Origin of the sequence: Perlucidibaca aquatica, assembly GCF_001676655.1 — a bacterium.
Taxonomy (GTDB): domain Bacteria; phylum Pseudomonadota; class Gammaproteobacteria; order Pseudomonadales; family Moraxellaceae; genus Perlucidibaca; species Perlucidibaca aquatica.
Map to the genome: position 1 here is coordinate 794,495 of NZ_LZDB01000002.1, position 15,191 is coordinate 809,685.

A 15,191-nucleotide genomic window follows, 5' to 3' on the forward strand; every position below is an offset into this window, starting at 1 on the left:
TCAATAGAAAATCATGGCTTTTTGTGCCAGACAGCAACCTTAACATTGAACAATGATACGGTCACTGGAAAAACAACGGATTCTGCCCGTTGTTGAAATAACCATGATGTCAGGAGAGACCCACATGACCACAACGACGCTCAATACGCCTTGGGTGGATAGCAAACGCTATCTTTGGCTGTTAAGCCCCATGCTGCCCGTTTTCGGGCTGTTAATTTTGGGGCTTTATGAATTTACCGGTATCAGTTTAGCGCTCTGGGGCGGCCCAATTTTGGTCTACGGCCTGATTCCCCTGATGGATCGCATCATTGGCTCGGACGCCAGTAACCCGCCTGAATCAGCCGTGGCGCACCTTGAATCAGATAGCTACTACCGATTCGTGGTCTATGCCTACATCCCGTCTCAATTCATCTTAACAATTTGGGGGGCATGGATCGCGGTAAATCATGATTTGAGCCTGTTTGAATACATCGGCCTCATATTGTCTGTCGGTGCCATCAACGGCATTGCCATTAACACGGCGCATGAGTTGTCGCATAAGCGTGACGAAATGGGTCGCTGGATGGCGAAGGTCACCTTAGCACCTGTGGCGTATGGCCATTTTTATGCCGAGCATGTTCGCGGCCATCATAAAAATGTGGCGACCCCTGAAGATCCTGCTAGCTCCAAGATGGGCGAAACTTTCTGGCAATTTCTACCCCGCACGATGATTGGCAGCGTCCTTTCAGCGTGGAAAATTGAAGGTGAGCGCCTTGGACGCTTGGGCAAAAAAACATGGTCTTTAGATAACGACAACCTGCAGGCCTGGGCTATGACGGTGGTTTTCTTCGGTCTGCTTACCGCTATCTTGGGATGGGCAGCACTGCCGTTCTTACTGTTACAAGCTTTCTATGGTGCGTCCCTGCTGGAAGTGATCAATTACATTGAGCACTATGGTTTGCTGCGTCAAAAAGGTCCGGATGGCCGCTTTGTGCGCTGCATGCCTGAGCATTCTTGGAACAGCAACCACATCATTACCAATCTCGTGCTGTACCAGCTACAGCGCCATAGCGATCACCATGCCCACCCCACACGTAGCTTCCAAGCACTGCGCCACTTTGAAGAAAGCCCGCAGCTGCCGTCTGGCTACGCATCCATGCTAATCCCGGCGTACATTCCGGCACTCTGGTTCCGTCAGATGGACCCGCTGGTGGCCAAGCACTACAAGGGCGATCTGAGCAAAGCGAATATTTTGCCCGCCAAGCGCGAGCAAATACTGAACTCGGCGCTGAACCGCGCGCAGTTGGAGAATCGTGCGGAAATGGCACCAATTCCTGAAGGTGCTCCGTCCAATATGACTACCGATGGCCATGCTCGCTTTCAATGTTCCGATTGCGGCTACATCTACGATGAACGCACGGGCTGCCCTAAGGAAGGCTTCCCTGCGGGTACCTTGTGGAGCAAGATTCCCGATAGCTGGCCCTGCCCTGACTGTGCCGTTCGAGAAAAAGTCGACTTTGTTGCGCTAAATCAGTAACGCAGTAGAGATAAAGTCCCGTGGCTGACAAGCACGGGACCTCCCCGCTTAAAGACCCAAAATCCGCAGATCCAGACGCTCATTGAGCATCGCAGGGCACCACACATAGTGCGTGTTAAGCGGCTGACTAAAGCCAAACAAGGCATCGATGATGCCGTCCTCAGCGCCCGACATTCGCGTCAGTTGCGCTTCAAACGCATCAAACGAATGGCCGAAGGCGACAAACATTAATCCAGCCTGACTGCCAGCCGACCACGGCATGGAACGTCTGAGCACAAATGCCTCGGGCTCGAAATCCTCCTGCGCAGTTCGTTTCACATGTGCAGACTCTGGCGCTTCTTCTAACTCTTCATTATCGCTGCGCCTGCGACCCATGGCGTGATCTTGGGCTTCACTGGTCATCGCTTCAAAACTATCGAACTGATGCTGCCATTGCTGAATAGCGGCAAAACTGGAACCCGCTAAATCAGGTGTTGCAGCATCTACACAGGCGGCTGCCAGAGCCAGATCGCCCTCTGGATTCTCTGTGCCATCTTTGTAGCCGGTTAAGTCGCGGCCATCATCAAATCGAAAAGCTTCTATGCGCTGATGGCGCTGAAAGGCCGGTTTAAGGCGCAGCGTCCAGACTCGTTCTGCGAGCAGCAAGGCACCACGGTCATCACCGCGTAACCACAGCCAAAGCGCTATGGGCTGTTGAGGGAGCGGAACCAGCGCATGGGGCATTGAAAACCCCTCCCGTAAGCCCGGCACCGAATGACCGAGTGCGGCCACCAGCGAAGCCCCTAGCCCGACAACACAGCTTTCACCATCTGCGAAGTTCTGAATTGCGCGCAAGGCCTCTGTAGCGGCCCCTGCCTCCGACAGCAGGTAGCTCACATAGATACCGTGGTTGGGGACCTCTTGAAGTATGCCTTTCTGAATGAATTGCACAGTATCTCCTTGGTTTTAAACATAAAAAAGCCGCCAGACCTAAGGCTAGGCTGGCGGCTTTTTTAGTGCATCAATAGCATTAACCCGCGAGCTTAGCCTTCAATTCGCGGCGGCGACGATGCAGCACAGGCTCTGTGTAGCCGTTAGGCTGTGCACAACCCTCAAAGACCAGTTCAGCTGCAGCTTGGTAGGCCACGCTGTCATCAAAGTTAGGTGCCATGGGGGTGTAGAGCGGATCAGTGGCATTTTGCGCATCCACAACCGCAGCCATGCGCTGCATGGCCTCAACGACCTGGGCTTTCGTACAAATGCCGTGACGCAGCCAATTAGCCACGTGCTGGCTGGAGATACGCAGCGTTGCACGGTCTTCCATGAGGCCAATATTGTTGATGTCTGGCACCTTAGAGCAGCCCACGCCTTGGTCGATCCAGCGCACAACATAACCGAGGATGCCCTGGCAGTTGTTATCGAGCTCATTTTTGATCTCTTCCGCTGTCCAGCTCGGATTAGCCGCGACGGGATAGGTCAGGATGTCGTCCAGCGAAGCGCGTGGACGCGACTTCAGCTGATCCTGAATGTCCTGCACCAAGACCTGGTGGTAGTGCGTGGCGTGCAGTGTTGCGCCTGTCGGCGACGGCACCCAAGCGGTGTTAGCACCAGCCTTGGGATGAGCAATTTTCTGCTCCAACATAGCCTTCATTAAGTCCGGCATTGCCCACATGCCCTTACCAATCTGAGCTTTGCCTTGCAGACCACAGGCCAGGCCAATATCGACGTTCCAGTTCTCGTAAGCGGCGATCCACTTGGATGTCTTCATGTCGGCCTTGCGAACCATCGCGCCAGCTTCCATCGAGGTGTGCATTTCATCGCCGGTACGGTCGAGGAAGCCGGTATTGATGAAGATCACACGCTCTTTAGCCGCACGGATGCACTCTTTCAGGTTCACCGTGGTACGACGTTCTTCGTCCATGATGCCCATTTTCAACGTGTTGCGGGCCAGACCCAGTGCATCTTCCACGCGACCAAAGATCTCGTTAGCAAAAGCCACTTCTTCTGGACCGTGCATTTTCGGTTTAACAATGTAGACCGATCCCGCACGCGAGTTGGACAACTTATTGGCCTTAAGCAGGTCGTGCTTGGCCGCCAGAACCGTCACCAGGCAATCCATGATGCCTTCGGGTACTTCCTGGCCCTTGTACAAAACGGCCGGGTTAGTCATGAGATGACCCACATTCCGCACCAACAGCAGCGCACGGCCGTGGAGCGTGAACTCACCGCCGTTAGGCGCCTTGAACGTGCGGTCGCCATTGAGCGTACGCGTTAAGGTCTTGCCGCTCTTTTCAAAGGACTCAGCCAGCGTGCCCTTCATGAGGCCCAGCCAATTGCCGTAAACCTCGACTTTGTCTTCGGCATCTACGGCCGCGACCGAGTCTTCACAATCTTGAATGGCGGTAATGGCAGACTCTAAGTTCACATCTTTGATGCCAGCCGCATCCGTCTTGCCAATTGGGTGCTCACGATCAAACTGAATTTCGGCATGCAAATTGTTGTTTTTTAACAAAATGCTTGTTGGGCTGGCGATGTCGCCCGTGTAACCCACGAACTTTGCTGGTTGAGCCAACGCAACCGTTGCGCCCGAGCTCAAGGTGACCTGAAGCTGGCCGCCTACGATGGCATAGGCAGTGCTGTCTACGTGCGATCCAGACGCCAATGGCGCCGATTGGTCCAAGAAATTACGGGCGAAAGCAATGACCTTGTTTCCGCGCACCGGGTTGTAGCCCTTGCCCTTTTCTGCGCCGCCTTCTTCCGAAATAGCATCGGTACCGTAAAGGGCGTCATACAACGAGCCCCAACGTGCATTCGCCGCGTTCAGGGCATAGCGAGCGTTTTTGACTGGCACAACGAGCTGAGGCCCTGCAATCGTGGCAATTTCATCATCCACATTGTCAGGGCTTACGGCGAAATCAGCCCCTTCCGGAACTAAGTAGCCAATATCCGTCAAGAAAGTCTTGTAGGCTGAAAAATCGGCATTGCGATTAGCTTGATGCCAGGCATCAATTTTGGCCTGAATCGCATCACGCTTAGCCAACAGAGCTTGGTTCTTCGGCATGAGATCAGCCATGATCTGCTCGAACTGATCCCAGAAATGCTTAGGCTCTACACCTGTGCCTGGGGCCACGTCGTTGTTAACCAGATCAAAAAGCGATTTAGCGATAGCCAAATCGCCGTGTTGAATGCGCTGCTCAGTCATGTGCATTTGCCTCGTTGATGCGTAAAAGGGTTGCGTCAACCATTGGCTGACGTAGGGGGATGCAAAAAGTGGCGATAGTCTAGCGAAAACTTTAACGCCGGTCATTCCCGATCAATGCGTGTACGTCGCCTAGGCACCCAATTGGCCTTTTCTTCATCACGCTTTTCCTGCTCCGTAATCTGCCGTGCCACATACAAAATCAACTGCCGTAGCCAGCGATGCGCAGGGCTGTGATGCAACAACGCGCCCCATGCCATCTTTAATTCGAATTCCGGAATAAAAAATGGCGGTTCTTTCACCACCAGTTGAGGGTGATCGCTTTGCAAGCGTGCAATACGCGTGGGTAACGTGGCAATTAAATCCGCTTTATGAGCCACCAAGGCCGGCATTTGATAGTGCCGCGTGTAAATAGTGATACGTCGACGCTGACCGATACGCTCTAGCGCTGCATCAATTTGCCCCATACCGCCGCGATCAGGGTTCATGCCAAAGCCAATGCCCATGCCGGTCTTAGAAACCCAAATATGCTGAGACTCAAGATAGCTCTTCAAATTGAAGCGCACAGCCGCAGGATTACTTCGGTTTAAGAGGCAAGAAAAGCTATCTGACCACAGCGTAACCTGATGAAATGACTGTGGAATCTCGTTAAACCGGTTAATGGCAAGGTCTATCTTCCCTTGCTCAATGTCTTGAATGCTCACATCGGATGGTGTGAGAAAGTCGAGCACCACATCCGGCGCTTCGGAGCGTAACGCTTTCACGAGTGCCGGCATGAGCGTGGCCTCGGCATAGTCCGAGGTCATAATGCGAAACACGCGTTTTGAGGTTAGTGGTCGGAATTCTTGTTTCGGTTCCATAATTTCAGTCACGGCAGATAAGGCCTGCCTGACCAATGGCGCCAGCTCCAGTGCTCGCTCGGTAGGCGCCATGCCCGTGCTTGAGCGTATCATCAACGGATCGTTGAAGAGTTCACGTAAGCGCTTGAGACCATTAGACATTGCCGGCTGAGTAATACCCAGCTGTGCGGCCGCGCGCGTAACACTCTGCTCCCGCAGCAGCACATCTAAGTAGACCAGTAAGTTGAGATCGACCCTCTCAAGATTCATAGAATGAATACCGACAATCATGGTTATATATTTTGAAAATTATGCCACAGATCGTAGACTGCGCGAGCTTTCTGCCAATACCTGCTTTCGAGTGTGCTGGCACCATTTAACCCTGAACAGGAAATCGTCATGACTACATATAAGTCTGCGTTGGAACACGTTCGCGCCGTTAAGGCTAAGCTCGGTGGCACCTGGGGTGCCATTCACCCAGAAGACGCTGCTCGCATGATCGTGCAGAACCGCTTCCGCACGGGCCTGGACATCGCCGCATACACCGCCTCCATCATGCGTAAAGACATGGCCGAGTACGATGCCGATTCCAGCAAGTACACTCAGTCCCTGGGTTGCTGGCACGGTTTCATCGCTCAGCAGAAGATGATTGCCAACAAGAAGTACTTCGGCACCACCTCGAAGAAGTACATCTACCTGTCGGGTTGGATGGTTGCTGCTCTGCGCTCGGACTTCGGCCCACTGCCCGACCAGTCCATGCACGAAAAGACGTCGGTACCTGCACTGATCGAAGAAATCTACACCTTCTTACGTCAGGCCGATGCCCGCGAACTGAACGACCTGTTCCGTGCTCTGCAGAAGGCAGAAGACGCGGGTGACAGCGCTAAGGCCGCTGAAATCGAAGCTAAGATCAACGGCTTCGAAACGCACGTTGTGCCTATCATTGCCGACATCGATGCCGGTTTCGGTAACGAAGAAGCCACTTACCTGCTGACCAAGAAGATGATCGAAGCTGGCGCCTGTGCCATCCAGATCGAAAACCAGGTGTCGGATGCCAAGCAGTGCGGCCACCAGGCTGGCAAGGTCACCGTTCCGCACGAAGACTTCCTGGCCAAGATCAACGCCGTTCGTCTGGCCTTCCTGGAACTCGGCATTGACGAAGGTGTCATCGTCGCTCGTACCGACTCCGAAGGTGCCGACCTGACCCAGAAGATCCCTGTATCCAAGCAGAAAGGCGATCTGGCATCACAGTACATTAGCTACCTCGACACCAAGGAAATCGACATTTCCGAAGCAGCCGATGACGAAATTCTGATCAAGCGCGATGGTAAACTGCACCGCCCAACTCGTCTGGCTTCCGGCTTGTACCAGTTCCGCGAAGGCACGCAAATCGACCGCGTTGTGCTCGACTGCGTTACTTCCCTGCAGAACGGCGCTGACATGCTCTGGATCGAAACGCCAACGCCAAATGTTGCCGAAATCGCTCACATGGTCAACCGTGTGAAGGAAATCGTCCCGAACGCCAAGCTGGTCTACAACAACAGCCCATCGTTCAACTGGACGCTGAACTTCCGTCAACAGGCATTTGACCGTCTGAAGGCTGAAGGTAAGGACGTATCGGCTTACGATCGCGCCAAGCTGATGAGCGTTGACTACGACAACACTGAACTGTCGAACATCGCTGATGAAATGATCCGCACTTTCCAGGCTGACGCAGCCCGTGAAGCCGGCGTATTCCATCACCTGATCACGCTGCCAACCTACCACACAGCCGCGCTGTCGACTCACGAATTGGCCAAGGGCTACTTCGGCGACCAAGGCATGTTGGCTTATGTTGGTGGCGTACAACGTAAAGAAATCCGTGAAGGTATTGCTTGCGTTAAGCACCAAGCCATGGCCGGTTCGGACATCGGTGATGACCACAAAGAAATGTTTGCCGGTGACAACGCCCTGAAAGCAGGCGATGCATCGAAAAACACCATGAACCAGTTCGGCGGCTAATCCCACCCAACAGGCTCAAAAAAACCCACGCTTCGGTGTGGGTTTTTTTATGGAATAAATTTGTAATATCGTCATTTCAGTCTTGCTGTGAATGACTAGTCTGTAGGAAACTCAGCACATCGAAAAATAAGAATAACGAGGATACTCCATGGTATCGCAACGCCCTCTTTTCATTCTCCGTGCCCTCACCTTCTCCATGCTGTCCTTAGCTGCTTCCACGAGCATGGCAGGCGGCTTAGATTTGCCTACCATTACAGCGTCCCACCAAGGCACTTCGAATGCCAACGGTGCAGAAGCTAACGATCCTTCCGTGCTGTATTACAACCCTGCGGGCCTAGCGCGAATGAAGGGCGGCCTACAAATCTCCCAAGGATTTTCAGCCTTATTTATTAACGGTAAGGTCGAAGCGGATCAAAATGAATCTCGTCATGGCGCGGCAACCGATAAAAAGTCGGATGAAGGCAACTCACTAGCTGGCGATCCTAAAGCGAGCGGCGAGCCAGGCACCTTCTGGCCTCGCGTCTTGGGGGCAGGTGGCGCCTTTATTTCGTTGCCAATTGATGACATGGTCACGGCCGGTCTGGGTGTATTTGCCCCCGGTGGCGGCAACTTGAATTATAAATCTGATTGGACGGGTGCTTACCAAATTGACAGCATTGCCATTGAGCTGATCAATGTGAATCCCTCAATTGGTATCCGCTTTGATGACAAGCACAGCCTAGGCTTTGGCGTCAGTGTAATTGCTGGCCATATTCGTCAAAAAACCCAAATTGACGTGGAAGGGGTATCGCCCTACTTACTCCGGAGTGCCCTTGAGTCTGGCACATTAAATTTACTGGGTTTACCAACAGGCGGCGTATTAGGCACAGCATTTAATACGGCCTGCGCTGGCTCCTTGGGCAGCACACTGAGTTTATTGACTAATCCGTTATGTCGCACTTTCATTCAAGATACTCTTGGCGGGCAGCTTGCTGACCCATCCAGCTCTGGTTCTGCTCAGGTTGAAATGTACGGTTATGGCTTAGGATATAACCTAGGCTATATGTTCTCTGTAAACGAGAAAACTCGATTTGGTCTGGCGTATCGCTCTGAAAGTAAAGTTAAGTTCCGTGGCGACCTAAAGTGGGATATTGAAAATATTAGAGGCTCGGCGGTCTATAATCTTTTGCAACCGGGCCTGAGCTTGGAAGACTATCTTCGTGAAAACCTAAGACCAGATACCACGACCAAGGGTAATTTAATTATTCCAGCCAGAGCGTCCGCGAACGTCTTCCATCAGCTCAATGATAAAATCGACTTAATGGCTGACTTTACGTTTATTGAAACCTCTGCCGTCGATAAAATCCGTGTTCAATTACTCGATGTTAAAAAGAGTGATGGCTCTGTTATTAAACAAGGTGATGCCGGTATTGACACGAACTGGAGAGACTCATTCAAGGTTTCGGTCGGCGGCAACTACCACCACGACGATAAGCTGACACTAAAGTCCGGCTTTCAATATGATATGACACCCGTGCCTTCTGCCGAATTTAGACACCCTGGCGCGCCAGACAGCGACCGCTACATGTTCTCGGTGGGTGCCAACTATAAGCTTAAAAAGAATTTAACCGTTGATGCAGCCTATAGCGTGACCTTCCTCGCTGACTCCGAATCAAACTACACCGACCGCTGCAGAACGCTGACGCGTGATGATGAAGACGGTAACTATGATCCAGCGGGTGAGACCTGTACCGGTAACGGCGGTAAATTTACCGGCCGCTTCTACGATACTTCGATTCAAACGCTTAGCCTTCAGATGAACCAAAAGTTCTAATCTGTCTAAGTTAAAAAGCCGGCTTAGAAAGCCGGCTTTTTTATGGGTTTAAATACTCAGATTAACTACCTCTAAACGATTTTCCTCTAACGGTTTTTGAGCCATGGGCACCCTGTTCAACTCCAGACCTTCGAAATCAAAAAATTTCGTATCTGCCAGCTGCGAAGGCGCCACATTTTGAATCGCCGTAAACATACTATCTAACCGTTGCGGGAATTGCTTATCCCAATCCCTGAGCATTTGATTTACCTGGGCACGCTGTAGATTGGCCTGGGAGCCGCACAAATTACAGGGGATTATCGGAAACTCCTTCAGAGCAGCATATTCAGCAATATCTTTCTCTTTGCAGTAGGCTAAAGGGCGAATCAGAATATTTTTGCCATCATCCGATAATAATTTGGGTGGCATGGCTTTTAATCGGCCATTATGAAAAAGATTCAACATTAGCGTCGCCATAATGTCATCGCGATGATGACCTAGCGCAACTTTGGTGGCACCAATTTCTTGGGCAAATGCATATAAATTGCCACGGCGGAGTCGGCTACAAACGGCACAGTAAGTTTGACCTTCTGGCGTGAGCTCTTTAACAATGCTGTAGGTGTCTTTCTCAAGAATATAGAAAGGCACGCCGCGAGCAGTTAAATACGTGGGTAACACATGTTCTGGAAAGTCTGGCTGTTTTTGATCTAGATTAACGGCCACAATGTCGAACTTAATGGGTGAGCTTATTTGTAAGCTAAGCAGAATTTCCAACATGGTGTAACTGTCTTTACCACCCGACAGGCAAACCATGATCTTGTCGCCTTCCTGAATCATGTTGAAATCTTCAATCGCTTGACCTGTTAAGCGACGAAGTCGTTTCTGCAATTTATTCAAACGCTGACGTTTAGCGTCCTCTTTAGTGGGCGCATTGTATGGAGCTGCTGAATCAGCTGCGACCAGGTCTGCGGGATCAATAAATTGCACGGAAGTAACCATAAAAAAGCGCCTCAAAGAGAGGCGCGAATTGTCCTAAAACTGGCGCTCGCTGTAAACCAGCGCGTCAGAAGCGCTGATTTAACTGCAGGCCAACGGAGTTCACATAGGTGTTGCTGAATCTGCCCTTAAAACGATCTGCATTACCTGTACATTCATCGGTGGGTTGTACGCCCACCGCATTGCCCGGCATGACATAACCCGTTGGGTGACAGTCATCTTGGTAGTTCGCGTTAGCATCTTCAAGCGTGATAAAGGAATAAGCGAGATCGATGCTAGTTTTCTTATCTTTGAGGTAATTCAAACCTAAGGAGTAGACACGACGGTTAGCATCCGGCAAAGAGCCGTGACGAGCTTCTGCATTAGGAATGGGGGTTTGCTCATAACCTACTCCCGCACGACCTAACCAGCGTTCATTAAAACGATAATTCGCGCCTACCCCTAGTTTGAATACATCTCGGAATTTTGTCTTAACAACCACATCCCCTTGCCGAACAGTATTCCCATCGGGATCTGTTCTATCTTCAGCCTCAATACGTAATTCATTGATGCGACTAGCGCGAGTCCAATTAACACTCGTCATTAAAGCTAGTTGGGGGGTTAACTGATGAAAGATGCCACCGATAGCTACTTCTGGCGTTGTAATACGTAAGCTGGAATCTGTATCAGGGCGAACATATTGCTCAATGTAGCTACGAGCATCAACGGCGCCCGTTGATAACACCGACAAGGGGTCTTTTGGGTTAGGAATGCGGCCAGTGACATCACTAAAGTCCCAATCAAACTCCCCTTTGATGGTTTGCGTGATTTTAGAGCGATAGGACAAGCTAACGCGGCTCTTATCGTCATTAAAAGCGAAGAGATAGCCTGCATTCCAGCCAAAGCCATAACCATAGCCTTCAATATTTAAGACACCCTCGCCTTGCACGGCTTGAGTTCCCAGCAAGGGGTTATTACTGGTGAGCAAGCCACCAATGGTGCTCGTGGTGAGATTACATAGGCCATTAATCAAACCAATATTTAGGCCGGTACAAACCGCATTAGGTACCCCGCCTGCAAATTCGAACGCCGTATTTTGCGCCACACCGGCGACCGCATTTTTGACATCCGCAGCAGAACGCAAGCGAACATGCATGATCTGAGTCGATAAGCCGAAGCCAAGGGAGTGCTGGTCATCAAAACGAATGGAAAGTGACGGGTTAATATTGAGCGATTCAATGGCGCCGCGATCAATTGAGAAACGACCCGCCCAATCAGATTTATAGTTCACGTTCGCGCCATAGGGCACAAACACGCCTAAGCCGACGGTGATTTGATCATCTAATGGCGTTACAGCATAAAACTCACCGCCCCCAATAAACTTAGGATGATATGTGCCACCGTTGCCACCGCCTGTAGGTGTGCCATCGACCAGACTAGAACCTTGGTCTTGGAATTGTCCCCGGACGGACAGCAATTGCAGACCTTGGCTAACTTGCGTCCCTTTCAAGCGCGACATGCCTGCCGGATTAAAATAGATCGTGGATGCGTCAGCTGCCTCAGCCGCATTAGCATTTGCAGATCCCATGGCGCTTGTTGATTGCCAGGGGAACTCTAACCCGGCTGCAAAAACAGCCGACGGTACTAAAAGCAGAGAGGTTAAAAGTGCTGAACGATAAAACATGAAGACTCCATCTGTTGCAGTGTGTCAGGGTGACGCCTCAATGTGAGGACTTATTGGTCACATTCTAACAACTCTACAAACCAGATGAGTGGCTCAATAAACAAGATAATCGGTCAGATAAGTGATTGACTAGGAAAAACCTAGTGATTCGTTAATTTTCCGCAAGGCGGATACTGGATCTGCAGCCTGGGTGATGGGCCTGCCAATCACGAGATAGTTCACCCCAGCTTGCATCGCCTGTTCAGGTGTCATGATTCGGCGTTGATCATCGGCCGTCGCGTCAGCAGGGCGAATACCTGGAGTCACTAAGGCAAAACCTTTGGGCAGAATCGCACGCAAGGGCTGAGCTTCCTGTGCCGAGCAAACCACGCCATGCAATCCGCAATCTGCTGCAAGTAAGGCGAGTGCTTGAACATGCTCTAAGGGTGTTCGATGAATGCCAATCTCTTTGAGATCGTCAGCTTCCATGCTGGTCAATACGGTCACGGCCGTTAGTAGCGTTTGATATCCACCCTGCCCCAGGCGTTCTTGGGCCGCTGTCATCATCCGACGCCCGCCTTGAGCATGGACATTCACCATCCAAACGCCAAGGTCAGCAGCTGCTGCAACAGCGCCAGCCACCGTATTGGGAATGTCATGGAACTTCAGATCTAAAAACACCTCAAAACCGCGACTTTGTAGCGAACGCACTAAAGTAGGTCCCGCGTGCGTAAAAAGCTCCTTGCCAACCTTCAGGCGACAAGAGCCTGCGGGCAGTCGATCAGCAAAATCCTCAGCTTGATGCGCGGAGGTGAAGTCTAGGGCAACAATAACGGGCGATTTAGCCTTAATAGGCTGAGGGGTAACCAACATGAACAATACTCTACGACGATGCTTAGGCTTTAGGTTTGACTAATCGGGCACGCAACGTACCCAAGAAAAAGCCCAGCATCAGCCCCAGCAATAAGGTCAACAAAATGACAAAGCCCGCATTAATGGAAGGCGTTTGAATAAAAATTAGGTTTAGTGCAATGGCCTGATCGTTCACGATCACCATCCACAACACCACAAACGCTGTAAGCGTTGCTAGCGAATAGAATGCGAAGCGCTTAACGATGGGCATTAACCCTCTCCTTCCTGGATAGGTGTATGGCTCGCACTTTCGTTGACCCGATCTCGCAGTTCTTTGCCGGGTTTAAAGTGCGGTGATCGCTTACCTTCAAGCTGCACCGACTCCCCTGTTTTGGGGTTACGGCCAACGCGCGGCGCACGATAATGCAGCGAGAAACTGCCAAAGCCACGAATCTCAATACGCTCACTGGCTGATAGCGTTTCAGACAAGTGCTCAACCATGGTTTTCACTGAAAGCTCAACATCTTTCAGCGTTAGCATGGTCTGACGCGCAGCGAGGCGGTCAATCAGTTCGGAGCGGGTCAGTGACATGGCAAAGCCTCAACCGTTTCAAACAAACGGGGCAAGAAACAAGAGCCTGATTTTAAACATAAAAAAACGGGGATAGACAACTATCCCCGTTTTTTTTACAGCAAAGTTAGCACTTAGCTGCCCATTTGCGCCTTAATCAGGTCACCAATGGTCTTAGGACCGGCTGCATCAGCACCCTGATCCTTCAGCGAAGCAATTGCTTCACGGTCTTCAGCTTCATCCTTGGCCTTCACGGACAGGGAAATGACGCGGGTCTTGCGATCGATACCGATGATCTTGGCTTCAACGGCATCGCCGACAGCCAGGAACTTGGTCGCGTCTTCAACACGGTCACGGCTCAGCTCAGAAGCACGCAGCGTGGCTTCAACACCGTCGATGTCGATGGTAGCGCCCTTAGCGTCAACCGACTTAACCGTGCCCTTAACCATGGAGCCCTTGTCGAAGCTGCCGACGAAGTCACCGAACGGATCGCGCTCGAGTTGCTTGATGCCCAACGAGATGCGCTCACGCTCTGGATCAACCGAGAGAATGGTGGCTTCGATCGGATCGCCCTTCTTGAAGCGACGCACGGCTTCTTCGCCCGCTTCGTTCCAAGAAATGTCGGACAGGTGAACCAGGCCGTCGATGCCGCCGTCGAGACCAATGAAGATACCGAAATCGGTGATCGACTTGATGTTGCCGGAAACCTTCTCGCCCTTCTCGTGTTGACGCGCAAAGGCATCCCACGGATTTTCACGGCACTGCTTGATGCCGAGGGAGATACGACGACGCTCTTCGTCGATGTCGAGAACCATAACTTCCACGGCGTCGCCGATCTGAACGACCTTGGACGGGTGAATGTTCTTGTTGGTCCAATCCATTTCGGACACGTGAACCAGACCTTCCACGCCTTCTTCGATTTCGGCAAAGCAGCCGTAATCGGTCAGGTTGGTGATCTTAGCGTTGACACGTGTACCTTCTGGGTAACGGCCCATCAGCGCCAGCCATGGATCTTCGCCAAGTTGCTTCAGACCTAAGGAAACACGGTTGCGCTCGCGGTCGAACTTGAGAACCTTAACGGTCAGCTCAGTGCCCACTTCAACGATTTCCGATGGGTGCTTGATGCGCTTCCAAGCCATGTCAGTGATGTGCAACAGACCATCAATACCGCCCAGATCAACGAATGCACCGTAGTCGGTGAGGTTCTTAACGATACCCTTAACGACTTGGCCTTCTTGCAGGTTGGCGAGCAGCTGTTCGCGTTCTGCGGACGACTCGGCTTCCATCACGGCGCGGCGCGAAACAACCACGTTGTTACGCTTGGCATCGAGCTTGATGAGCTTGAATTCCAGCTCACGGCCTTCCAAATGCGCAGTGTCGCGAATTGGACGGATGTCGACCAGCGAACCTGGCAGGAACGCGCGGATGGAACCGACGTCGACGGTGAAGCCGCCCTTGACCTTGCCAGAGATAATGCCACGAATGATTTCGCCGGCTTCGAAAACCTTCTCCAAACGGATCCAGGTTTCGGCACGCTTGGCTTTTTCGCGGGACAGCACGGTGTAACCCATGCCGTTGTCGAGGGCGTCAACAACAACGTCAACCTCGTCACCCACGGCAACTTCCAGCTCGCGGCGATCGTTCAGGAACTCTTCACGGGCAATAACACCCTCGGACTTGAGGCCAGTGTCTACGGTGATCCAGTCGTTATCGATTGCAACGACGGTACCGCGGATCAGCGCACCGCGCTCCACGTCCAGGGAAATTAAGCTTTCTTCAAATAGGGCGGCAAATGAATCAGTCAT

At 51.8% G+C, this 15,191-nt stretch carries 12 protein-coding genes; 3 read left to right on the forward strand and 9 right to left on the reverse strand.

The genetic code is table 11. The features are described 5' to 3' along the window. The first annotated feature begins 124 nt into the window (after positions 1-124). Positions 125-1,516: a fatty acid desaturase gene (locus A8710_RS12525; protein WP_082968727.1), complete on the forward strand. Its 1,392-nt coding sequence runs from the start codon at positions 125-127 to the stop codon at positions 1,514-1,516. A 48-nt stretch (positions 1,517-1,564) separates the two neighbouring features. On the opposite strand, the gene A8710_RS07490 is transcribed toward A8710_RS12525, so the two are convergent. The 3 genes from A8710_RS07490 to A8710_RS07500 form a co-directional block, all read right to left on the reverse strand. Continuing rightward, the gene (locus A8710_RS07490) at positions 1,565-2,446 is read right to left on the reverse strand and encodes a Dyp-type peroxidase (protein WP_068859320.1); all 882 of its coding nucleotides are present in this window, start codon (positions 2,444-2,446) and stop codon (positions 1,565-1,567) included. A gap of 79 nt (positions 2,447-2,525) precedes the next feature. Then, entirely contained in the window at positions 2,526-4,697 is a 2,172-nt protein-coding gene (locus A8710_RS07495; protein WP_068859321.1) for a malate synthase G, read from the reverse strand. Positions 4,698-4,798: 101 nt separating this feature from the next. Beyond that, positions 4,799-5,803: a LysR family transcriptional regulator gene (locus tag A8710_RS07500; RefSeq protein ID WP_068860677.1), complete on the reverse strand. Its 1,005-nt coding sequence runs from the start codon at positions 5,801-5,803 to the stop codon at positions 4,799-4,801. A 129-nt stretch (positions 5,804-5,932) separates the two neighbouring features. Here A8710_RS07500 and A8710_RS07505 point away from each other — a divergent pair, with 129 nt between their 5' ends. Further along, positions 5,933-7,534: an isocitrate lyase gene (locus tag A8710_RS07505; RefSeq protein WP_068859322.1), complete on the forward strand. Its 1,602-nt coding sequence runs from the start codon at positions 5,933-5,935 to the stop codon at positions 7,532-7,534. 148 nt (positions 7,535-7,682) lie between these two features. Then, positions 7,683-9,347, forward strand: coding sequence for an OmpP1/FadL family transporter (locus tag A8710_RS07510; RefSeq protein WP_068859324.1), 1,665 nt, complete (start codon positions 7,683-7,685; stop codon positions 9,345-9,347). A 48-nt stretch (positions 9,348-9,395) separates the two neighbouring features. Here A8710_RS07510 and ttcA read toward each other — a convergent pair whose 3' ends face one another. The 6 genes from ttcA to rpsA all read right to left on the reverse strand — a co-directional run bounded on the left by ttcA (position 9,396) and on the right by rpsA (position 15,191). Next, positions 9,396-10,289: a tRNA 2-thiocytidine(32) synthetase TtcA gene (ttcA, locus tag A8710_RS07515; protein WP_068860679.1), complete on the reverse strand. Its 894-nt coding sequence runs from the start codon at positions 10,287-10,289 to the stop codon at positions 9,396-9,398. A gap of 100 nt (positions 10,290-10,389) precedes the next feature. Next, complete coding sequence (locus tag A8710_RS07520; protein ID WP_068859325.1) at positions 10,390-11,985, reverse strand: OmpP1/FadL family transporter; 1,596 nt, start codon at positions 11,983-11,985, stop codon at positions 10,390-10,392. Between the two features lie 129 nt (positions 11,986-12,114). Beyond that, entirely contained in the window at positions 12,115-12,837 is a 723-nt protein-coding gene (pyrF, locus tag A8710_RS07525) for an orotidine-5'-phosphate decarboxylase (RefSeq protein ID WP_068859326.1), read from the reverse strand. 22 nt (positions 12,838-12,859) lie between these two features. Continuing rightward, a complete protein-coding gene (locus A8710_RS07530) occupies positions 12,860-13,087 on the reverse strand; it encodes a lipopolysaccharide assembly protein LapA domain-containing protein (protein WP_068859327.1) in 228 nt (75 codons plus the stop codon). Next, positions 13,087-13,401, reverse strand: coding sequence for an integration host factor subunit beta (gene ihfB / locus A8710_RS07535; protein WP_068860681.1), 315 nt, complete (start codon positions 13,399-13,401; stop codon positions 13,087-13,089). Before ihfB ends, A8710_RS07530 begins: the two co-directional genes overlap by 1 nt. Before the next feature lie 119 nt (positions 13,402-13,520). Continuing rightward, complete coding sequence (rpsA, locus tag A8710_RS07540; RefSeq protein WP_068859329.1) at positions 13,521-15,191, reverse strand: 30S ribosomal protein S1; 1,671 nt, start codon at positions 15,189-15,191, stop codon at positions 13,521-13,523.

Bases quoted from the DNA above. Each gene is read 5' to 3' on its own strand.
- A8710_RS12525 (WP_082968727.1), top strand. From the start codon at position 125: ATGACCACAACGACGCTCAATACGCCTTGGGTGGATAGCAAACGCTAT.
- A8710_RS07495 (WP_068859321.1), bottom strand. From the start codon at position 4,697: ATGACTGAGCAGCGCATTCAACACGGCGATTTGGCTATCGCTAAATCG.
- A8710_RS07500 (WP_068860677.1), bottom strand. From the start codon at position 5,803: ATGAATCTTGAGAGGGTCGATCTCAACTTACTGGTCTACTTAGATGTG.
- A8710_RS07505 (WP_068859322.1), top strand. From the start codon at position 5,933: ATGACTACATATAAGTCTGCGTTGGAACACGTTCGCGCCGTTAAGGCT.
- A8710_RS07510 (WP_068859324.1), top strand. From the start codon at position 7,683: ATGGTATCGCAACGCCCTCTTTTCATTCTCCGTGCCCTCACCTTCTCC.
- A8710_RS07520 (WP_068859325.1), bottom strand. From the start codon at position 11,985: ATGTTTTATCGTTCAGCACTTTTAACCTCTCTGCTTTTAGTACCGTCG.
- pyrF (WP_068859326.1), bottom strand. From the start codon at position 12,837: ATGTTGGTTACCCCTCAGCCTATTAAGGCTAAATCGCCCGTTATTGTT.
- A8710_RS07530 (WP_068859327.1), bottom strand. From the start codon at position 13,087: ATGCCCATCGTTAAGCGCTTCGCATTCTATTCGCTAGCAACGCTTACA.
- rpsA (WP_068859329.1), bottom strand. From the start codon at position 15,191: ATGACTGATTCATTTGCCGCCCTATTTGAAGAAAGCTTAATTTCCCTG.